The organism is uncultured Succiniclasticum sp. (genome assembly GCF_902793885.1).
In the GTDB taxonomy this organism is placed as follows: Bacteria; Bacillota; Negativicutes; order Acidaminococcales; family Acidaminococcaceae; genus Succiniclasticum.
This window is the reverse complement of record NZ_CADBFF010000003.1, coordinates 71,309-93,893: the sequence shown is the minus strand read 5'-3', so window position 1 is coordinate 93,893 and position 22,585 is coordinate 71,309. Positions and strand designations below refer to the sequence as shown.

General features: G+C 46.1%; 14 protein-coding genes. 4 read left to right on the top strand and 10 right to left on the bottom strand.

The features are described from left to right. The first annotated feature begins 85 nt into the window (after positions 1 to 85). The 4 genes from QZV31_RS02420 (at position 86) to lexA (ending at position 4,948) form a co-directional block, all read left to right on the top strand. On the top strand, positions 86 to 715 hold the full coding sequence (locus tag QZV31_RS02420; protein ID WP_295357609.1) for a hypothetical protein: 630 nt from the start codon (positions 86 to 88) through the stop codon (positions 713 to 715). Between the two features lie 208 nt (positions 716 to 923). Next, on the top strand, positions 924 to 2,387 hold the full coding sequence (locus QZV31_RS02415) for a hypothetical protein (protein ID WP_295357606.1): 1,464 nt from the start codon (positions 924 to 926) through the stop codon (positions 2,385 to 2,387). A gap of 399 nt (positions 2,388 to 2,786) precedes the next feature. Next, positions 2,787 to 3,749: a hypothetical protein gene (locus tag QZV31_RS02410; protein ID WP_295357603.1), complete on the top strand. Its 963-nt coding sequence runs from the start codon at positions 2,787 to 2,789 to the stop codon at positions 3,747 to 3,749. 533 nt (positions 3,750 to 4,282) lie between these two features. Next, positions 4,283 to 4,948, top strand: a complete 666-nt coding sequence (gene lexA / locus QZV31_RS02405) for a transcriptional repressor LexA (RefSeq protein WP_093729634.1) — start codon at positions 4,283 to 4,285, stop codon at positions 4,946 to 4,948. A gap of 142 nt (positions 4,949 to 5,090) precedes the next feature. Here lexA and QZV31_RS02400 read toward each other — a convergent pair whose 3' ends face one another. The 10 genes from QZV31_RS02400 to QZV31_RS02355 form a co-directional block, all read right to left on the bottom strand. Next, positions 5,091 to 6,461 (bottom strand): methionine gamma-lyase family protein, encoded by a 1,371-nt coding sequence (locus tag QZV31_RS02400; protein ID WP_295357600.1) that lies wholly within the window; start codon positions 6,459 to 6,461, stop codon positions 5,091 to 5,093. Positions 6,462 to 6,470: 9 nt separating this feature from the next. Then, on the bottom strand, positions 6,471 to 8,288 hold the full coding sequence (hflX, locus tag QZV31_RS02395; RefSeq protein ID WP_295357597.1) for a GTPase HflX: 1,818 nt from the start codon (positions 8,286 to 8,288) through the stop codon (positions 6,471 to 6,473). 18 nt (positions 8,289 to 8,306) lie between these two features. Continuing rightward, positions 8,307 to 9,911, bottom strand: a complete 1,605-nt coding sequence (locus tag QZV31_RS02390; protein ID WP_295357594.1) for a DEAD/DEAH box helicase — start codon at positions 9,909 to 9,911, stop codon at positions 8,307 to 8,309. Continuing rightward, entirely contained in the window at positions 9,889 to 11,178 is a 1,290-nt protein-coding gene (locus tag QZV31_RS02385; RefSeq protein WP_295357591.1) for a competence/damage-inducible protein A, read from the bottom strand. Before QZV31_RS02385 ends, QZV31_RS02390 begins: the two co-directional genes overlap by 23 nt. Positions 11,179 to 11,205: 27 nt before the next feature. After that, positions 11,206 to 12,564: a 30S ribosomal protein S12 methylthiotransferase RimO gene (gene rimO, locus QZV31_RS02380; protein ID WP_295357588.1), complete on the bottom strand. Its 1,359-nt coding sequence runs from the start codon at positions 12,562 to 12,564 to the stop codon at positions 11,206 to 11,208. Beyond that, the gene (locus QZV31_RS02375) at positions 12,561 to 13,499 is read right to left on the bottom strand and encodes an extracellular solute-binding protein (protein WP_295357584.1); all 939 of its coding nucleotides are present in this window, start codon (positions 13,497 to 13,499) and stop codon (positions 12,561 to 12,563) included. Before QZV31_RS02375 ends, rimO begins: the two co-directional genes overlap by 4 nt. 157 nt (positions 13,500 to 13,656) lie before the next feature. Beyond that, entirely contained in the window at positions 13,657 to 15,510 is a 1,854-nt protein-coding gene (locus QZV31_RS02370) for a YgiQ family radical SAM protein (protein ID WP_295357581.1), read from the bottom strand. Between the two features lie 110 nt (positions 15,511 to 15,620). Continuing rightward, the gene (locus QZV31_RS02365) at positions 15,621 to 18,530 is read right to left on the bottom strand and encodes a DNA translocase FtsK (RefSeq protein ID WP_295357579.1); all 2,910 of its coding nucleotides are present in this window, start codon (positions 18,528 to 18,530) and stop codon (positions 15,621 to 15,623) included. Between the two features lie 61 nt (positions 18,531 to 18,591). Continuing rightward, the gene (locus QZV31_RS02360) at positions 18,592 to 20,256 is read right to left on the bottom strand and encodes a ribonuclease J (protein WP_295357576.1); all 1,665 of its coding nucleotides are present in this window, start codon (positions 20,254 to 20,256) and stop codon (positions 18,592 to 18,594) included. Positions 20,257 to 20,566: 310 nt separating this feature from the next. Next, entirely contained in the window at positions 20,567 to 22,531 is a 1,965-nt protein-coding gene (locus QZV31_RS02355; RefSeq protein WP_093729624.1) for a TRAP transporter permease, read from the bottom strand. Between the last annotated feature and the right edge of the window lie 54 nt (positions 22,532 to 22,585).

The following is a 22,585-nucleotide window of genomic DNA, read 5'->3' as shown; positions in this document are numbered from 1 at the left end:
CTCAATACTGTATGACTTACAGTTTTTGATTATATAAATCAGAAAAAATTTCGCAAAAAAGTTTACTCAGAAAGGCAGAATTAAAGTGAAAAAACTCAAATTATTTTTCGGTGTTTTGTTTTTGTTCCTCGCCTTGACGGCGTCCGTTCAGGCTCAGGAAAGAATCCTGGACTATTTTTATCCGGAGGGACGTTCTGCATTCTATATTTATGAAGATGAAAAATCCGGACCTATAGAAAAAGTAAATGTTAATTTTGAACGGAGCAGTAATGGATACCGACTGGAGAGGGAATCCCCGATTCCCCTGATTGGCAGTATTAAATTTCTTCCTTACGATGGGACTTCTTCTTACGTATTGGATATTACGGATTATTCCATTACCGCAAAGACCTGGTGGTCAACGGACAAGACTGGCGGTCAGAATTCGCAAAGCAATGTACGCGTCAATCTTGAACTTCTCAAACTGCCTGCAAAGGGCGAGGTTCTCAATTGGACTACTACCGTAAATGAAAACGGTACCATCAAACAAATCTGGGAAATGAGTGCCAGGCTTATGATGATGGCGGTTTTTGAGAATGGCGAAAGAATCGCTGTGCATGCGCTGGAAGTAAAGCGCAACGTATTTGATGCGCAGCATAATCCGCTTCCCGGTCAGTCCGTTATCGAATACTGGCAAAAAGGGAAGGGGAAAGTTAAGGTCATCCAAAACAAATAGGAGATAAGGGACGCATTCCGTTTTTGCAAAAGTTCCCGTCATTCTGCAAAGGATTTATATTTGTTTTATAGTTAACATAGTGTTTTATGACAACTAAAACTTGCATAGATTTGTTTATGCAGAATGGAATATTAAACCGAAGATAAAGATTTAGACGTTACAAACTATTTGTTTATTTTTATAATTTTATTTTTGGAGGCATTTGTCTATGAAAAAAAGTGCAGCAGCAATTATTTCTTCGTTATTGGTTTTAGGTTGTGCATATCCCGTATTTGCGGCGCCTAAAAATGTTTACACAGACGCAGATTCCGGCTTTGCGGTGCAAACTGTGAATCCGATGATAGAATATGCATCGAAATCCAGTTACGGATTCCAGGAAAACAATAGCACCACGGACAGCTATCATTCTGTTGCGGCCATTCCCGCAGACGTTCTCGCCCAAAAGACAGGAATCGTTTTCACAACGAAACAGTTTAAAGAAAAACTGGCAGCGGAAATGAGTAAAAAATCCGGAGCCAAGCCCGATTACGCTTTGTTCCGCCCGGAAACCTACACCCACGCCACAGGCCAACCCTATCAGAATATGGAAGACTCGTTGCTGGATTGTTTTGATGAAGATGAATTACAGCACGCCAAATTTTCCTATGAAACAAAAACTGTCGGAAAACAAACTTATTTTGTGATATCTGCACAATACCCCGGCGCATTTGATAAAGAAAAAGGGATTGACCAAAGGGTTACAGACAAAAAACTGTACATCACTTCTGAAAACAATATCCTTTATCTGACAGAATCCTACTGCAGTGCAGAGACAGAAGCTGCAAAGAAAGCCAAAGCGGCCGAAAACAAAAATTCCACATTGAAAAAAGACTATGAAGAAAAAGGGATTTCCGCAGAAACGGCCGGCAGCGCCGTACAGGATCCCAAGGCCTTGCAGAAAGCGCTTCTGCCGCTGACCGATTCTTCGTTGAATGATCCTAAGATCCAGAAAGCATTGCAGAAAGAACGGGAGGCAATCTTAAAAGGCCTCACTTTCTTTAAACCGGACAAAAGCAAAAAGAATTTTGGTATGAACGATCCGGTTCTGAAACAGTTTGTTTCGTTACCGGACAACTGGCTGTATGTGCGCGCTGCTCCGGAAATCAAGGATCAGGACGGCTTGAAAGTGAATGTGGCCTGGACAGCGCCTTATACTATGGTAAGCAATCTGGCGAACTTTGCTTTTATGAAAGATTTTGATAAAGACCTGAAGCCGGAAGAGATTTACAACATTTATGATGAAAGTGTAATATTAGCCAGCTACAGTATCCGGAAAAGCAAAAAAAATAAGAATATTTCTGATATAGCCGAAGAAATATTCAGTATCCCACAGTCTGATATGCAAAAGGCACTAAACGAACTGATGCCCAAGCTGCTCAACAATGAAGATTTGAAAAAATATGCGGTGTTAAGCAATACAAAAGCAAAGATTGCAAATGACGGTCAGGTAATTAAGCTTGCTTTTGACACCAATGTTAAAGTTATGAACCGGTTTGATTTTCTTACCCATGCCAACCTGGCGGGAACCCGGAACAACGGACTGCTCAGCCTGTATATCTCAAAAGGCGATAAAACTAAAACCAACGCAGTCGCTAATCTGGCAGACAAAGTGAAACTGCTGCCGGGAAAATAACAAGGAGCTAAACGAAAGATGAACAAAGTACTTTGCGCTTCAATCTCTGCACTTCTGATAACCGGAAGTTTATCTGCTTTTGCTGCCGCAGCTACCTATACGGATTTGGATTCGGGTTTTGCACTGAAGTCACAGCCTGCCTGGATGGAAATCGGCGGCAGAAGCTTCTATGGCCTTGCAAATAAACCGGAGAAAAATGAAACTGCCTTGAATATTATTTGCGCATATACAGCCAAAGAGGTGGAAGAGTCAACCGGAAAAAAATTCTCAACAGATGAATTTCTCAAAAAATATAAAGATTTACAGGTTCTGGAGCGCAACGGGCTTTCGCCGGATAAAGTAAATTATCTGCTGTTCATGCCGGATCCGTATGAGATAAAAACCGGCAATAAGCTGTCTTTGGCGCCAAAAGAACTTCTTGACAATTCAAATATCAGCATTTCCACAAACAAAAGCGGAAAACAGCCTTATGTGTATCTTCATATCGTGGATAATGGAGGAGCTAAGGAAAAGCTGAAAAGCCCGGGTCGTGCGGTAGATATGCAAATCTCCATAACATCAGCCAACAACATGCTCTATACGGTTGTTTCCACCTTCCCGCTGCCAAATCTGAACGCGCAAAAGGAAATAATCGGGGAGGCCACACCATTTACCAAAAAGAAAGTACGCAATGAATTAACCGATGGGAACAAAGTAAAAGTTAACGGCTATGTGGACTCCCGTAAGGCGTTTCTGAAAGGGCTCCGTTTCTTTACACCGACTAAAGAATCCGTTCCATATGGTTTTAATGACGAGTTACTGGGAGGAAGGATCACATTACCGGACGACTGGGCCTATGTTCAGGCTAATGATGACACGATTGACAAAAAGATACCGTTAAAAATTACGTTAGCCATGCCCTGGGACGGCGTATCTGATTTTCTGAAATATCATGAGGAAATAAACAAATCACAGGGCAAAGAGGACGCCTCAAAAATAAATTTTCAGAAAATTTCCGAGGTTGTTTTGTTTGCCTCTTCTCGAACCAAAGATAAAAATTCTTTCGCGGAATTTTTCGAGAATCCGATTCTGACAAATCTTATTATTGACAAATTAATAAATGAAGGTCTGAAACATCCTTCCATAAAAGAATATGTTGATTTTAAAGAAGTCAATACAAAATCAGATTTTAGAGACAATTACGGAACAGTTAATTTAACCGCACGCGGATCTGTAAAAAATAATTCTACATTTAACGTTAACGCAAAAGCAATGTTTACGCCGCAAAATTTTGGTTTGGCAGCTTACATTTTCAGAGACGACAAAAAAATGAATAACGAACTGGAAAACAGATTAGAAAAAATTACATTGCTGAAAAAATAATTTAAATTGATAAAAAACCGGCCAATTTGTTGTGCCGGTTTTTTGTTTAAAAAAACGACCGCGTAAAATGCCCGTAGAACGATTTTTAAGGCAGGGTACGATAAATGAGTCGCGCAGAATTTAATCAGGGCTTAAAACGCAAATATGAGCGTTTAAAAAGAAAAGCAGTTAATTGTGATAATTCCAGTACCGAGTTATTAGGAAAAACAGAAGAAAAGTACGGGCTCGATTAAAAAATAACGTAATCGAAACGGAAGTCGCCAGGAAATTATTAAAAGCAATGCGCAAACCGTGATTTTTCCGGTTCTGATTTTACATAATATATATTATCGGACGTAAAAATAATTATCAAATAACCACCATTATTTTACATAATTCACATTAGTTTTTGTAATTATGAAAATTACGAACGCTAATGAACAAGCGTTTGACATCCCCTCTCGCTTTTGCTATAATAATTATAAGAACTTTTGTTTTTATTTTTATTTACCGAAATTATGTATAGTACAAATTTATTTTAGGAGGTTGTGCAGATGGCAAGACACAAAAGTTTAATTCCAAAGGATTTCGACGGAAATTATACGGAAGATATGTTGACGGAAAGACAGAAACAAGTTTTGAATTTCATCAGGTCTTACGCGCAAACCAAAGGTTATCCGCCGTCAGTGCGTGAAATCTGTAAAGCTGTTGGTCTGTCTTCTACGGCCAGTGTCCACAACCATTTGCATAAGTTGCAGAACATGCGCTTCATACAGCGTGATTCCGCTAAACCGCGTGCTTTGGAGCTTACCCAGGAAGCTTCCTGGCGTAATAAAACAGTTGTTCCTGTACCTTTGGTCGGTAATGTGACTGCCGGTGTTCCCATTCTGGCTGTTGAGAATATTGAAGAGACCTATCCTATCCCTTTAGATCTGATTGGTACCGAAGAAGATGTTTTCATGCTCTCTGTTAAGGGCGACAGTATGATCAATGCCGGTATTCTGGATCATGATTATATTGTAGTACGCAAACAAAATTTTGCTAATAACGGTGATATCGTCGTAGCTTTAATCGACGGAGAAGAAACTACGGTAAAGCGTTACTTTAAAGATTTACGTTCTATTCGTTTGCAACCTGAAAACGATGCGTATAATCCTATCATCGGTAACGACAACATCCAGGTTATCGGTAAGGTTATTGCGGTCTTTCGCATGTTATAGCCATTCGTCTTTTTGACATCACTATTTTCGTTGTCTTTTTAATGTTTTTTCGATGCGTTTCTGACGTCATTTCTTCTTTTTAGTTTTAATATGAAAACCACAAGAGTTATGCGGTTTATGGCTCTTGTGGTTTTCATTTTCTTTATTTTACAGTATTTTGTTGTTTTTTATTTGGTTTTACGGTAGTCTCACAGGCCGTTAAAAAGTTTTTCTCTTCATTCATCATTGTAGTGTAATCACCCAATAACCTGTTCCTCCGTTTTTCAGTGGCTGCACCAATCAGTTTAGCCGCTGCATTGATTGCCAGTTGTCCGTGTTCATAGGTCAATCCGCCCTGCATAAATGCATTAAACGGTTCTCTCATCGGTCCGTCAGCACTTAATTCAATGGAAGCACCCTGAACAAATGTTCCCGCAGCCATAATAATTTTATCCTGATATCCGGGAATGTAATCCGGCACAGGGGTTACGTGTGCATCAACCGGTGAATTAATTTGTATAGCTACGCAAAAGTTCTCCAGATTTGTTGCATTCTTCAATGTAATCGACTGAATGATATCGTGCCGGATTTCATTTGATAACGGATTTACTTTATAACCTAACTGGTGAAAAACTGAGGCAGCATAAATAGCCGTTTTGACAGCCTGCATAACGACATGAGGAGCCATGAACAAACCCTGATAAAACTCTCTGCCGGTATCACCCAGTGTGGCCCCCATCTCTCCTGCAAGGCCGGGAACGGTTAACCGACAGGCTGCATTGTAAACAAGATCTTTTCGACCTACGATGTAGCCGCCGGTAGGCGCAAGTCCCCCTCCCAGGTTTTTGATCAGGGAACCCGCCATCAAATCCGCACCGTAATCAGTCGGTTCTTTTTCCTCTGTAAATTCGCCGTAACAATTATCTACGAAACAGATAATATCTTTCCGAACGTTGTGAACCTCCTGAATCAGCCGGCCAATGCTGGCTACATCCAACGTTCCCCTTTCACTGCTGTATCCACAGGAACGCTGAATATGAACCATTTTTGTTTTTTCGGTGATTGCATTACATACGGCACGGATATTGACATAATTGCCAATCATCGGAATTTCTTTATAGGCAATGCCTATGTCTGTCAAGGATCCCGGAATCTTTTTAGGATAACCGATAATTGTCTGCATGGTGTCGTAAGGAGTACCTGTCGCACCAATCACTTCATCACCCGCATGCAGATTGCCAAGCATGGCAACTGCCAGTGCATGGGTTCCGGAAACAAATTGGGAACGAACTAACGCAGCTTCTGTTTTAAAAATATCCGCATAAATCTCATCTAACTTCTCACGCCCAAGGTCATTGTACGCATAACCGGTAGTAGGTTTCATATAAAAATCAGATACCTGATGTTTCCGAAAAGCAGCGATAACCTTTTCCGTATTTTTCAAGGCAATTTCATCATACCGATACTGCCTTCTCTTAACCTCATTTCTTGCACACTCAAAGATAGAATCAAAAGATAACGTATTCTTAAACATAAAAATTAATCACCTGTTTACTATAAATTTTTCCCAACGACCGATCTCGTTGGCCTGAACTCTGACTACCATTTTAATTCCTTCCGCCTGATAATCCTGCGACAACACGGTTCCTGATTCAAACAGCTTTGCCGCAATACCGGAATCACTGTAAGGAATTAACATCGTGACTTCTACAGATTTCATTTTTAAATGATCTGTAATCGTCGCCAATAACTCATTCAGTCCAATTTGCTTTTTGGCTGAAATACAAACACTGTCCGGAATGGCTTTCAATTGAATTAAAAGACAGCTGTCTTCCGGCAGTTTATCAATTTTATTAAACACGCTTAATACCGGCTTATCCTGTGCTCCAATTTCTTCCAACACACGGTAGACGGCTTCGCTCTGTTCCTTATATAAAGCATGGCTCACGTCAATAACATGTACCAGCAAATCGGCATCCAGTGTTTCTTCCAGCGTAGATTTAAACGCTGCGATCAGTTGATGCGGAAGCCTCTGAATAAAACCGACCGTATCTGTCAAAATCGCCTGTCTCTTATCCGGAAGATCCAGCTGACGCGTGGTAGGATCCAGTGTAGCAAACAACTGGTCTTTTTCGTACACGTCAGAATGCGTAAGCACGTTTAACAAGGTAGATTTTCCTGCATTGGTATACCCAACCAGACTGATGGACGGCACCTGGTTTTTATTCCGGTGCGAGCGATGTAATTTACGAACATTCTGCACCTTATCGATACAGCCTTTAATATAGGCAATGCGATCGCGAATCATACGCCGGTCGGTTTCCAGTTTTGTTTCACCGGGGCCTCTGGTACCAATACCGCCGCCTAAACGGGAAAGGGACATCCCCTGCCCCATAATCCGCGGCAGTGTGTATTGCAGCTGTGCCAGTTCAACCTGCAGCTTTCCTTCATTTGTCCGTGCCCGTTGCGCAAAGATATCAAGAATCAACGCAGTACGGTCCAGCACTTTAATCCCCAGCGCCTGTTCCAGATTCCGTTGCTGGGCCGGAGACAATTCTTCATCAAACACGCAAAGATCTACGTCTTCCTGCTGCGCAAACAGAGCCAGGTCCCTCACCTTGCCGCGACCAATAAAAAATCCCGGATCCGGCTTGGGCCGCTTCTGCAAAAACTTTGCGATCACCTCGGCGCCGGCCGTCTCTGCCAGTTGTCGCAGCTCTTCCAGTGAATCCTCACTGGTCCACAGCCGGTCCTGTTTTCCATATTCCAGACTGACCAGCATGGTACGCTCCGGTCGCTGTTCCAGCTTATGGTTGTCATCCGTTGCAGCCAGCCGTTTTTCTGCCGAGCTGATAATATTTGGAAGGAACAACGTTTCCAGCGCCTCTAATTGTAAGACGCCATACTCTTCCGCTGTATACTGCCCGTAATCGTCTTTCCCTGTAATGATGGCAAAACTCAGAACGGATTCTTCCGGTTTTTCATCATCCACACCTATAGCTGCCATTAAATCATATTTGTGGCTGCGCAATGCGGACAAATCAATTCCACTTAATTGCGGATTCCCCCCAGGGTGTGTATGAATACAGCGGATCCCGCTCAATCGCCCGGTTCCCCTCCGGCCCGGCAGGTTTGGCAATGAAACTGTATTGCTGTCCCCAATGGAAACACTCAGCACATTTCCTTTCCGGTCCAGAAAGATATTAACTTCCCTGTTGACTGCAGTAGTAATCTTTGCCATATGGATGACAATTTCCTCAGACACTAACTGCCAGGGAGGCACCTTTAACTCATACAGCTGAAGTAATGATTCTATAATATTATTTTTAAGTCCGTCTGTGTTGCCCAGAACTTCCTTCATTCCAAGTCCAACTCCTTACTATTTGGAATGCGCCGGTTCAATATTCACTTTATAGCCCCGGATACTGTTCTTACGCATCACAACCAGTACCCGTTCGGCAAACTGCTCCGGTACCTCGACAAAAGAAAATTTATCAAAAATATTAATCAGACCGATAGAACGTCCCGGAATCTCAGCTTCCCGGGCAATCGTCCGCACCAGTTCAGGAACTGTAATTTTCTGACTGCGTCCAATGTTCAGGAAGAACCGTACCATACCCGGACGACCTCCTGTATTGGACATGTTCTGGTTGGTCAGGTCACTGATTGTATTTTTTTCTTCGTGAATCTCAAGGGCCCTGTTCCCTTCCTGCATCAGTTTTAACGCAGCGGCCGCAATCTCTTCCAGTTCATATTCCTTGCCCAGTGTGGTTACCACAGACATATAATCCCCATAGTTTCCCATTTCCAGCAAAGCCTGCATCTTGGAAATAATCTGTTCCCGCTGATGCTCCAGTACATCAGAAGTAGTCGGCAGTTCCCGGCGGCGGATACGTGTTTTGGCAATCCGTTCAATCAGCTTCAGCTGACGGAATTCCCTCGGTAAAATAAAGGTCAGCGCCACGCCGGTATTGCCAGCCCGTCCGGTTCGACCGATCCGGTGAACGTAACTTTCCGGATCCTGGGGAATATCAAAGTTGATAACATACTGCACGTTCTCAATATCCAAACCGCGGGCCGCAACATCGGTTGCAATTAAAATATCAAGACGCCCTTCCTTGAATTTTTTCATGACGCGGTCACGCTGAATCTGAGTCAGGTCACCGTGAAGTCCCTCTGCAATATAACCTCTGCTGATCAGTGACGAAGCCAGGTCGTCAACCCCCCGCTTGGTACGGCAGAATATAATGCTTTTCCCTTCAATGCCCGCATCCAGAAGACGGGAAACGCCTTCAATTTTATCACGGGTTTCAAAATAATACTGATCAATCAGAGGAACTGTAATTTCTTCTTTACTGACAGTTACAATCTGCGGAGCCCGCATGTACTTTTTGGTAAGACTGAGAATCGGCCGGGGCATCGTGGCGGAAAACAACATCGTCTGCCGGTCGGCCGGAACATTCGCCATGATGTCTTCCATATCGTCGACAAAGCCCATATCCAGCATTTCATCCGCTTCATCCAACACTAAATACCGAACATGGTTCAATTTTATCGTTCCCCGGCGGATATGGTCCAGCAAACGTCCCGGGGTACCAATCACAATCTGCACTCCGCTCTTCAGGGCGCGAATCTGTCGTTCAATCGGCTGACCGCCATATACCGGCACCGCTTTGATCCGTTTATTGCGGCCAATTTTTCCGATTTCTTCCGCAACCTGGATTGCCAGTTCCCGGGTAGGACTCATTACCAACGCCTGAATATGCCGATGGTCTTCAATCCCCTGTATGATGGGAATACCAAAGGCAGCAGTTTTGCCGGTACCGGTCTGCGCCTGTCCGATGATATCCTTTCCCTCTAACAATAAAGGAATCGCCTGCTGCTGAATCGGCGACGGTTCTTCAAATCCCATCTCCTTTACTGCCGCGACAATACGTTTATCCAGTTTCAATTCTCCAAAATTATCTTTCTGCGTCATGGTCATGGATTGTTTCCTCCGAATCATTCTGTGGGCTTTCTTTCAACCTGTCCAACGCCAAACCTAAAGCTGCCATGGAGGCCCTTTGTTTAATCTGTGTTCGCGTACCATTAAAAACAAATTTCCGGCATAACGAACCGTTTTTATCTGCCACGGCTATATAAACAAGGCCAACCGGTTTTTTACGGGTACCCCCTCCGGGTCCGGCCAACCCTGTAATGCTGACTGCTATATCGGAACCGATTGCCTCTCTGACACCCTCTGCCATTTCCAGAGCCACTTCTTCGCTGACGGCTCCCTTTTTCGTCAGCGTTGTTTTGCTGACATGAATAACCAGATTTTTTACTTCATCGGTATAAGAAACGACAGAGCCTTTCACATAAGCAGAGCTTCCCGGTACATCGGTCATTAGACTGGTTGCCAGCCCGCCGGTACAGGATTCCGCAAAAGCAATCGTTTTCTGCCTGCATAAAAGTTCTTTCCCTACTACTTCCGGCAGCGTATCATGATTATACCCATATACGTAGGTTCCCACAATTTTTTCCACTTTTTCCTGCATGCCTGCAATCAAAACGTCCGCTTCCTCTGGGGCAGACGCTTTGGCTGTCAGCCGGATCAAAATATCTCCATGTCTTGCATAAAGAGCGATGGTCGGATTTGACTGGTTTACAATGATATCGTCCAGTATTTCTGCCAGATTCGACTCGCCTATGCCGCGAAGCTTCAACGTGTGGGATTTGATGATTCCAAGATGCGGAAAACGCTGTTCAAAATAAGGGAACAGTTCCTTTTCACAAACCGTTTTTAATTCAAAGGGGGGTCCGGGCAGCATGACAAATGTCGTATTGTCATGCTCTAATACAAGTCCCGGCGCCGTTCCTGCCTCATTATGCAAAACGATGGCGCCACTGGGAACCAGAGCCTGTTTTTCATTATTCGCCGCAATACAGATATTCCGCCTGGACAACATTTCGTGTATATGATTCCAGACTTCCAGATTCATATACATATCGACGTTGCAATATTCCGCAATGATTTCTTTGGTAATATCGCCCCGGGTCGGCCCCAGACCGCCGCTGGTAATGACAATATCTGCACGTTTAACGGCGATGTCCAACACTTCTTTCATGCGGGCCGGATTATCTCCCACCGTTGTCTGGTACAGGACATCGAAACCGCGCTGATTTAACTCCTGTGCCAGCCAGGTAAAGTTTGTATTTATAATTTCTCCCAGAAGAAGTTCCGTACCGGTTGTTATAATTTCAACTCTCATCTGACGCCCTCCCATGTTTTGGTTTTATCACACGCGGGTCGCTACTACTTCATAGGCAAATCCCTGTTCTATCCGCACGCGGATAAAATCGCCCGGGTTCAGTCCGGGAGCATTCTCCACAAAAATACTTCCGTCTATATCAGGCGCTTCCCGATAACTGCGGGCTGCAACCAGATTATCTTCTTCTGACTCATAGTCTTCCACAACAACCTCCAGTTCCCGGTCTTCCATGGACCGGTGGACGTCTTCGGAAACACCGGCCTGAATTGCCATCAGTTCATCATACCTCTCCTGCTTTGTTTCTTCTGGAATCTGCTCCGGAAGTGTTGCCGCAACCGTATTTTCTTCCTGAGAATACTGGAACACGCCTGCATTTTCAAACTTCTGCTCTGTCACAAACTCTTTCAGAATGGCAAAATCTTCTTCCGTTTCACCGGGAAAACCTACAATAAATGTTGTGCGTATCACAATATCGGGAATCCGTTCCCGCAATTTTTTCAGAAGCTTTTTCGTCTCACTTAACTTATCGCGGCGCCGCATGGCATGCAGCAACCGGTCACTGGCATGCTGCAACGGTAAATCTACATAATGGCAGACTTTCGGCAATGTTGCATACGCTTCAATCAGTTCATCAGTAAATGTGTTTGGATAGGAATATAACACACGGATCCATTTTAAACCGGGCAACGCATTCAAATCGTGCAGCAGTTCCGCCAATCGGAGTTTTCCGTACAGGTCCTGACCGTAACGCGTCGTATCCTGCGCAATCACGATCAGTTCCTTCACGCCCCGCTCCACTAACTCTCTGGCTTCAGCCATGATTTGTTCATACGGTTTGCTGGTATAGCGTCCCCGAATGAGGGGAATCGCGCAAAAAGAACAGAAGTTATCACAGCCTTCCGCGATTTTCAGATACGCCATGTACGAGGGCGTCGTCAACTTACGGGGATCGGGCAAATTCCGTTCATTACCCTGCAGTCCTTCCAAATCGATTATTTCAAAATCAGTTTCCGACAGATGCAGAACCCGTTGCCCCTGCATGACCCGCTCAATAACCTGAGCAATATCTTTATATACATTTGTACCCACAATGGCATCAACTTCCGGCATATCATGAAAGAGTTCCTGCGCATAGCGCTGCGCCAGGCAGCCGGTTACAATCAGATAGCGGCAACAGCCTTCCGTTTTATAGGCAGACATGGAAAGGATTGTATCTATCGATTCCTGCTTGGCGGATTCAATAAACCCGCAGGTGTTAACGATAATAATTTCCGCCGCTTCCGGATCATTTGTAATTTCAATGTGATATTTTTCAATGATTCCCAGCATGACCTCCGAATCAACCAGATTCTTCGGACAGCCTAAACTAATCAGACCCAGCTTCACGTTTTATCCTCCCCTGCATCCGTCAACCGAATTTTCCGGAGCCATCCCTCCGTCAGTTTTTCTAAGGACTGTCTGTCTTTATAAAACGTATTGACCCATAACGTACCTTTTGAAACAGCCTGCCCGGTTTCTCCCCGAGGCAGTACCGGAAGATACCCGCTACGGGTAGTCATAAGGACTGTCCTCGCTTCGGAATCCTGCAATACCCAATTGAGGAATGCCGTAACTTCTTTTTGTTTCTTGCTGTTCTGCGTCACACCGATCCCGTATAAGTTAACCGGCGTTCCTTCTTCCGGAATCAGAATGTAAGCAGGAAAATCATTTTGCAAATATTTAAAGATATGACTTCTCCTGGTAATAGCAATATCCGCGTCGCCGGTAGCAGCCATACGGACCGGGGTGATGGGAAACTTTGCATATTGCTTTATCAGAGGGCGAATCTGTTTGAAATATTCCATACACTCCTGCTGTCCCATGCGGGAAGACAGTCCGGCCAAGAACTGAACAGTTGATTCATTGTCACTGAGATTTTCCATTACAAGCCGGGCTTCGGTCTGCTTTGGTAAATCAGCCCAGTGTAAAAACTGCTGCTGTCCAACTTTTCTGGAATACGCCTGATTGACCAGTAACACCGCCGGATCATAAAAGAGTGTGATCCATTTTTCTTCATTCCCCTTCAGCTCTGCCGGAAGCATATCCGCATATTCCGCAGAAATCTTTTGCAAGGAACCTTCCGCTGCCTTTTGCTGCAACAACGTCGCCTCACCGATAATACAGTCCGCCTGAAGCATTTCCTTTTCCTGATTCAGAACTTCAAACACAATTCTTTTTTCTTTTGGCTGACTGTCAGTAAATTTACCGCACAACGCCTCAACAAAAGTTTTGTCCAGCGTCGTATAAACTTTAACTGTGTTTTTGGAAACGGTTGTGTTCACAAAGCTGCAGCCTGTTGTAAAAAGAAAAAGCAGACACACACAAACCGAAAATAAAATCTTCCTGTTCATTACTTCTTCACTTCAAAAAACTTAGTTTCCGAATAAAAAACGTCGAAACATTATGATTCGTTTTATTTATTAATCAGCGTTTCCTTACTTATTTATGATTTCGCTTACTGCGGTTTCCGGATTTTGTTTTGCGCGAAATTTGAAAACTGTCAGCCCGGACAAGGCAACGGGGACCCTCCCCAATCAAATCCGTACGTCCCCCTTCTTTCAGCGCTTCTATAACTAACGCCCGGTTCCGGGGATTGCGGTATTGCATAAGGGCACGCTGCATCGCCTTGTGATGAGGATTGTGTACCGTGAATACTTTTTTTCCGGTAAAGGGATCTATACCGGAATAATACATGGCAGTCGACGCGCTCCCCGGCGTAGGAATAAAATCCTGCACCTGTTCCGGATAACGCCCGGTATCACGTAAAAACTCCGCCAGTTCAATGGCGTTTGACAGCGTACAACCGGGATGGCTGGAAATAAAATACGGAACCAGATACTGTTCTTTCCCAATTTCTTTATTCTTCTGCATGAAAGCTTTGACAAACTTCAGATACACTTCCTTGCCGGGTTTGCCCATATGCTTCAGGGTAGACTCCGCAATATGCTCCGGTGCAATTTTTAATTGTCCGCTCACATGGTAACGGCACAGCTCATCCAAAAACTGCTGCTTGTTTTCCGCCAGCAAATAATCGTAACGGATGCCGGAACGGATAAACACTTTTTTTACGCCCGGAAGCGCGCGCAGTTCCCGCAGCAACCGGATATAATCACTGTGGTCCGCATCAAGAGCCGGACACGGTTTTGGAAAGAGACACTGCCGGTCCTTGCAGGCGCCAACTTTCAGCTGTTTTTTGCAGGCAGGATGACGGAAATTTGCCGTAGGTCCCCCCACGTCGTTGATATATCCTTTGAAATCAGGCATCTGTGTCATCTCTTTTGCTTCTTTTAAAATAGAAGCATGGCTGCGCGCCTGAATGATACGCCCCTGATGGGCATGGATGGCACAAAAGGAACAGCTTCCAAAACAGCCCCGGCAGCTTACGATACTGAACTTCACTTCTTCCAGTGCCGCAATTCCGCCTTCTTTGTCGTACATCGGATGCCACTGCCGCGTATACGGAAGATCGTAAATGGAATCCATTTCTTCTTCCGTCAGCGGCATAGCAGCCGGATTCTGTACTATATATAAGTTATGGCTGTTCTTCTGCACAAGGATTTTTCCGTAAAAGGGGTCCACATTTTCATGCTGCAGCCGATAGGCATCCGCCAACAGCCTTTTGTCATTCCGGATAGCATCATACGCAGGAAGTTCTACATATTCTTCCAGATTATCCAACGTTTCCGCCGCGTAAGCAGTGCCGCGAATATAATGCAGGTCTTCTCCCGAAGCACCGCCGGCCAGATAATCCGCAATTTCACGAATCTGGGTTTCCCCCATGCCGCATACCAGCAGATCCGCACCGCTTTCTGTCAGGATGGAAGGCAACAGTTTATCTTCCCAGTAATCATAATGCGCGAAACGCCGCAAGCTTGCTTCGATACCGCCGATTATGACAGGTAAATCCGGCCACAATTTTTTAGCGGCTTTAGCATAAACCAGTGTTGCATGATCGGGACGCTTTCCCATTTCTTTCCCGGGAGAATATTTATCCTCTTTCCGGGGTTTTCTGGCAGCCGTATAATGACACAACATGGAATCTAAATTCCCGCCGCATACTAACACGCCAAGCCGGGGCTTCCCCATACGCTGAAACGATTGAGGAGAATTCCAGTCCGGCTGAGGCAGAATGGCAACTTTGTAACCTGCCGCTTCCAATACACGGCAGATAACCGCCGGTGCAAAGGACGGATGATCCACATACGCATCTCCGCTGATAAAAAGGAAGTCAAGCTGTTCCCAGCCCCGTTCCTCCATATCTTCTTTACACACGGGTAAAAATGTCTGATTCATTATACTTCCTTCTATATGACAATCGTTACATAAAAACACTCTTATACTACGCTTTGTCTTTATGTTTGTCAAGTATCAGTTTAGTATACCGATACCAACCAATTCCTGCATCACTGACTGTCAGAAAAATTATCTTTCTTTAAAAATCTGTATTCCACTTCATCCCTTGACAGCAGCAGCTCCCGCGGCTTGCTTCCTGTCGCCGGACCCACAATGCCCAGTTCTTCCATGGTTTCCACCAGACGGGCCGCCCGGTTATAACCGATACGGAAACGGCGCTGCAGCATAGAAGCAGAGGCCTGTCCCAAATCCAGTACTAAACGAATCGCGTCATCCAGCAACTCGTCCTGGCTGTCTTCTTCCGAAGCTTCTCCGTCACCGGCGGCAGCATTCTTCGCTTCTTTCTGGCTGTCGCTGGGAAGGACCGTATTCGTAATTTCAGGATTGTCTTCAACAGGAATTGCCTGCTGTTTAATAAAATCCGTTACCCGGTTCAGTTCCTCGTCACTGACAAAAGCCCCCTGAACACGGGACGGTTTGTTGGCGCCGATGGGATAAAACAGCATGTCGCCTTTGCCCAGCAGTTTTTCCGCACCGCCCATATCCAGAATGGTACGGGAATCCGTCAATGAGGAAACGGCAAAAGCAATCCGGGACGGAATGTTCGCTTTCACGATACCGGTAATAACATCAACAGAGGGACGCTGGGTCGCCAGCACCATGTGAATACCGCAGGCGCGAGCCTTTTGGGCCAGCCGTAAAATCGCATCTTCCACATCGGCCTTGGCCACCATCATCAGGTCACTCATCTCGTCGATGACGATGACGATGTACGGCATCTTTTCATCCGCCTGGGCGTTATACGCCTTAATATCGCGCACCCTTGTATCCGCAAAGGATTTATAACGCCGCTCCATTTCCCCCACAGCCCAATGCAAGGCGGAAGCCGCTTTCTTTGCGTCCGTAACCACAGGCACCAGCAGATGGGGAATGCCATTATAATTCGTCAGCTCGACGACCTTGGGGTCAACCAAAATCAGTTTTACCTCGTCGGGACGCGCTTTATACATGATGCCTGCCAGCAACGTATTGACACAGACAGATTTACCGCTGCCGGTAGTACCTGCTATCAACAGATGGGGCATCTTGGCAAGATCAATAGTGATAACCTTTCCTTCAATGTCCTTGCCCAGACCCACACACAGCTTGGAAGAATTTTCGCGTACCGCCTTGCAATCCACAATTTCACGGAAACCCACCATATCATTTTTTGTATTGGGCGCTTCAATCCCTATGGCCGCCTTGCCAGGTATGGGCGCTTCCACCCGGATGCCGGGTGCGGCCAGGCGCAACGCAATATCATCCGCCAAATTCACCACGGAATTGACTTTGACACCGGGGGCCGGCAGCAGTTCGTACCGTGTCACGGACGGACCGCGGGTCACACCGGTTACTTTTGCATTCACTTTGAAATCTGCCAGCGTTTGTTCCAGTATACGACACTGCTCCCTCACATCCGCGTCAAACCGTCTCTGGTCTGTTTTTTCCACAGGATTCAACAGATCCAGCGGTGGGAACTTGTATTCCGGTTTAGGCAATTCTTCTGTTTTTTGCGCTTTCTCTTCCGTTAATTGAGTTGCAGTCTTTCCGGCAGAAACTTTTTCTGCACCGGAACGGTCAGCCCTTTCATTGCCTGCCGTTTTATTCGTATCTGCAAGATTACGATTCTTACTTCCCGCTGTTTCAGGAGCATTCGTTTTTCCTGTAGCAGTTTCGTTTTGTGCAACAGAAGCCATTGCAAGCGCTTCCCGCCCTCCTTCTGTCACAGCCATAACGCCATGTTCCGTCAGAACATACCGGGACTGCGGTGCGTCTTTTTTCTTCTTTTCAGTCTCATTGCCTGCCGCTGCCGATTTTTCTTTCTCCATTGCGGCATCACCGGTTTTTATATTTCCGCTGAACGTCTCAGTATCCTCTTCGGTTTCTCCGTAATGAGAAATAGGTATTTCAGAGGGTTCCTGTTCCGGAAGCATTGCAGTCTTTTCCCAGGGCGCCGGTTCCGAATCATCCTCATGCGGAGTAATGATACCGGAAGCAGGACGCAAGACAACTGTTTCCTGCTTTTCAGGATACGTCTGTACCAGAGACGGTCTTTCTTTCTTATCATGATTCGCCATGCGCTCCACCGGAATATAATGTTCCGGTTTTGCTTCGTCCGGCCATGGATAATCCGAAGTCGTCTCTCCGGAATTTTTGTCTTTGTCCAATGCCTTTTGCCCGAAACTCAAAATCTTTTTAAAGGTGGAAGGCTTGCGTACATCCTCATTATATTCAGAGAACTCTTCATTATCGTATACATCCATTGCACTGGATTTTCTTCCGTCCTGGTCAGAGGAAACAAAAACAGGTTGCCGCGGCTTCCGGGAAGCAGATTCAGACTCCTCTTCCACATCCAGTTCAACATTCCGCCGTTCTCTCCTGGCCTCCCGGATATCCTGAATCGTATCCCCGGCTTTTTCGGTCAAAGCCGCCAACGATAATTTTCCGGTCAGCACCAGGCTGGCAAGCATACCGGCCACCAGTAAAATCACTGAGCCGGTTGCCCCTGCCACGGCATGCAGCGCACTGGTGAGAAGACCGCCTACAATTCCTCCGCCCTGCGGCAAAAAAGTTAATTCGGTTTCATAATCAAGAGGGATAAAGATATGATGCAGGAACCCCAGCAGGCAAATATAAAACAACATGGCAGCCCAGAATCCCCCAAACCAAACCAGATTCTTTTTCAGGCGGAAGTAACCGATTCCCATCGCGATAAAAATGAATGGGAAAACGATGGCGCCTAGCCCGAATCCATAGGTCATCGAGTCATGCAGGAACTTACCGATAAAACCTGTCGGCAACCCTGCATATGAGGCCAGCAGAAATAATCCTGCCGCAAGAAACAGGAGACCTTTCAGTTCAATATTTTTCTGGCTTTTCTGTATTTCTTTTTTATCTTGTACTGCCGGTTGCTTTTTCAATTTAATACCTCACACTAAAAGTACGGAAAGACGAGCCGCGAGGCCCGTCTTCATAGAAAAATCATACTTCCATAATAATCGGAATTATCATAGGCCGGCGCCTTGTCTTTTCGAACAGGAAGCGCCCCAGTGAATCGCGAATTGCCGTTTTTAATGCAGACCATTCTGTATTATTGTTTTCTTCGCACTTGTCCAGCGCAATCTGTACCTTATCTCTGGCTTCACCCATCAGGTCCTCTGCCTCCCGTACATATACAAAACCGCGGGATACAATATCCGGACCTGACACGATCTGATTTGTTGCTCCGTCTACGCCAACCACGACGATCATAATCCCGTCCTGGGACAACTGGCGACGGTCACGCAACACGATATTGCCAACATCCCCTACACCCAGACCGTCAATCAGAACATTTCCTGCCATAATTTTACCATTCGTGCAGATCTTATCGCGGGTCAGTTCCACAACAGCACCATTTTCCGCAATCACAATATTCTTGTGGTCCATGCCGAGACTTTCTGCCAGCCGGGCATGCTTTACCAGATGCCGGTATTCGCCGTGCACCGGCATGAAGAATTTCGGACGAACCAGATTGTGCATAATTTTCAGTTCTTCCTGGCTGGCGTGACCGGATACATGAACGCCGTTGGCTTTTTCGTACACCACTTCAGCACCTAACATATACAAGTGGTTAATGGTATTGGAAACCATTTTTTCATTACCCGGAATCGGCGCTGCGGAAATAATCACCGTATCTCCCGGAACAATTTGCACTTTTCGGTTTTCACCCATGGACATACGGGTCAGGGCGGACATGGGTTCCCCCTGGCTTCCGGTGCAGATGACTACAATTTTATCATTCGTATAATTGCGTATCTCATCAATGTCAATCAGCACGCCTTCCGGAACATTCAGGTAATTCAGCTTCAGGGAAATATTCACAACATTGACCATGCTGCGTCCCATAACCGCCACCTTACGCCCGTATCTGACCGCCGCATCACAGATTTGCTGGATACGGTGTACGTTTGATGAAAATGTAGCGACAATAATACGGTTCTTCGCATAGCGGAACTCATTGTCGAAGGTTTCCCCCACAAACTTTTCGCTCTGTGTGTAACCGGGACGTTCGGCATTGGTACTGTCCGCCATCATCAGGAGAACCCCTTTATCTCCGTACTCAGCAAAACGGTTCAGTTCCATCACCTGTCCGTCCACCGGAGTCTGATCAATTTTAAAATCGCCCGTGTGGACGATCAGCCCCACCGGCGTATGGATCGCCATACCGATGGCATCGGGAATACTGTGATTGACCCGCATAAATTCCAGTTTAAATACGCCGGCCCGCACACGGTCGCCGGATTTCACAACATTTAAATTGGCAGTGGAAACCCCCGCCTCTTCCAGACGTCCCTCCAGAATCCCAAGGGTTAACGCAGTGCCGTAAACCGGCACGTCCAGTTGTTTCAATATAAACGGCAGCGCACCGATATGGTCTTCGTGCCCGTGGGTTAAAAAGATGCCTTTCAGCTTATCCTGATTTTCAATTAAATAGGTAATGTCCGGGATAACCAGGTCAATCCCCAGCATATCATCTTCAGGGAACATTAAACCGGCGTCAATCAGAATGAGGTCGTTATCGTAACGAAAGGCCGTCATGTTCTTTCCGATTTCGCCGAGACCGCCAAGCGGTATAATATTTAGCTTTTTTAAAGTCTTATCCAAAATTTACCTCCATTATAAATTTTCCGCTCATTTCAACTCTGCTGTTATTATACTCCAATTGCTGCGGAAAAACAATGAGGTATCCTGATAAATGATGCTTAATTGTAAAAAAAATGTGAAAATCGCAGAAATATACAATTTTAAAATATAAAATCGCATCGGCCCATTCACGTAAACCTTATAATTAAGAAAGGAGGGAAAAGGAAGAATAGCCGATGCGATTGATAAAACGATATTCAGTTTTACGAAATTAGTAATAATCAGAAGTAATAATCAGATGTTTTTGAGTGATGAGTCACGCTGCCTGCGATTAGTCATCCTCTCCAGTTGCCGTCAGGGCGCCGCCCTTATTGCGTTTCTGCCACAGGAATGCAAGAACCAGAACTGCAACGCCGGCAATATCGGTCATGGTTCCCGGAACGATCAGGCACAGGCCGCCCAGGAAGAATACAATACGCTGTAATATGTTCAGCGGGTGCTGACAGAAACCGATCATGGCCAGGGACAGACCCCACATACCAAGTATAGCAGTGATCATGGACAACAGCACCGTAACGGCGGTTGCATTGATCATCAGCAGTTCAGGCGCCAGCACGAAAATATACGGAACGATGAACGCGGCAATTGCCAGTTTCGCTGCGTTGACGCCGGTCTTCATGGGGTTGGCGCCAGCGATACCGGAGCCTGCGTAAGCGGCCAGGGCAACCGGAGGCGTAACGTCAGCCACAATCCCGAAATAGAACGCGAACATGTGCGCAGCCAGAACCGGCACATTCATCTGCACCAACGCAGGGGCTGCAATGGTAGAAGTGATTACATAGTTCGCAGTAGTAGGAACGCCCATACCCAAAATCAGGGACGTGATCATGGTGAAGAACATGGCCGGCAATAATTGTCCGCCTGCCAGGTCCAACAGCGCGGTAGCCAGTTTCAGACCAACGCCGGTCTTGGTTACGACGCCGATGATGATGCCGGCCGTAGCACAGGCGATCAGTACACCCAGCACGCCTTTGGAACCGTTGATCAGACCGTTGACAAAATCTTTGGGGGTAATACGGGTGCTCTTACGCAGGCAGGCGCAGATGATGGTCAGCGCAATTGCATACAAAGCGGCCCGCATGGGAGTATAACCGGTAACCAACAGGTAAACGATGATAATCAGCGGAATGGCCAGATGACCTTTTTCCCGCAACAGTTCGCCAAACTTCGGCAATTCTTCCCGCGGCGTACCTTTTAAGCCGTACTTTTTGGCTTCAAAGTGAACGCCGATCCAGATACCGGTGTAATACAGCACCGCCGGAATGACGGCTGCCTTAACTACATCAATGTAAGGAACGCCTACAAATTCCGCCATCAAGAAAGCTGCCGCGCCCATAACCGGAGGCATCAGCTGGCCGCCGGTGGAAGCCGCTGCTTCTACCGCGCCGGCGAAAGCGGGACGGTAGCCCAACTTTTTCATCATGGGGATGGTAAAGGAACCGGTACCTGCTACGTTGGCAACAGAAGATCCGGATACCGTACCCATCAGGCCGGAGGACAAAACCGCAACTTTAGCCGGACCGCCTACGGCCCAGCCGGCCAGAGCGTTCGCCGTATCAATAAAGAACTTGCCAAGTCCGGTGGCTTCCAGATAAGCGCCGAACAAAATGAACAGGTAAATGAAAGTGGACGATACGCCCATCGGCACACCGAAGATACCTTCCGTCGTAAAGTACAGATGACTTACCAGTTCGTCAAAGCCCACACCGCGATGCGCCATGATTCCCGGCATGTACGGACCGGCAAACGCATACGCCAAAAAGATCAAAGCTACCGTGATCATTGGCCAGCCAACCGTTCGACGGGCAGCTTCAAATACAAGGACGATACCCAGAATACCGACCATGATATCCGTTTCGGTATTCATGCCGGCTCGCAACACCAATTCGTCATATTGAAAGAAAATGTACATTGTTGCGAACACACTGAGTACCGCAAACACCAGGTCAACCGGGTGCATAGATTTTCTTGACCAGCTGGCCCGCGCCGGATACAACAGGTAAATCAGCGCCATGCCGAAGCACAGATGGATGGTACGCTGTAAATGCGCATCCAATACGCCGAAGATACCCGTATACAATTGAAAACAGGCAAACAGGATACAGATAGCAGAGATTACATAGCCCCAAAAGCCGTCCGGTTCCCGTTTGTTCGATTCTTTATCAAACTTCTGCATCACTTCTTCGGCAGACATCTCTGCCGGAGCGGCAGTCGTTTTCTTTTTTAAATCGTCCATAGGCCTCACCGCCTTTTCTGAAATATTTTATTTAAGGAAACACTGATTCGTTCG

Coding starts and splice junctions, on each gene's coding strand:
- QZV31_RS02355 (WP_093729624.1), bottom strand. CDS start 22,531: ATGGACGATTTAAAAAAGAAAACGACTGCCGCTCCGGCAGAGATGTCT.
- QZV31_RS02385 (WP_295357591.1), bottom strand. CDS start 11,178: ATGAGAGTTGAAATTATAACAACCGGTACGGAACTTCTTCTGGGAGAA.
- QZV31_RS02415 (WP_295357606.1), top strand. CDS start 924: ATGAAAAAAAGTGCAGCAGCAATTATTTCTTCGTTATTGGTTTTAGGT.
- hflX (WP_295357597.1), bottom strand. CDS start 8,288: ATGAAGGAAGTTCTGGGCAACACAGACGGACTTAAAAATAATATTATA.
- QZV31_RS02400 (WP_295357600.1), bottom strand. CDS start 6,461: ATGTTTAAGAATACGTTATCTTTTGATTCTATCTTTGAGTGTGCAAGA.
- lexA (WP_093729634.1), top strand. CDS start 4,283: ATGGCAAGACACAAAAGTTTAATTCCAAAGGATTTCGACGGAAATTAT.
- QZV31_RS02370 (WP_295357581.1), bottom strand. CDS start 15,510: ATGAATCAGACATTTTTACCCGTGTGTAAAGAAGATATGGAGGAACGG.
- QZV31_RS02390 (WP_295357594.1), bottom strand. CDS start 9,911: ATGACCATGACGCAGAAAGATAATTTTGGAGAATTGAAACTGGATAAA.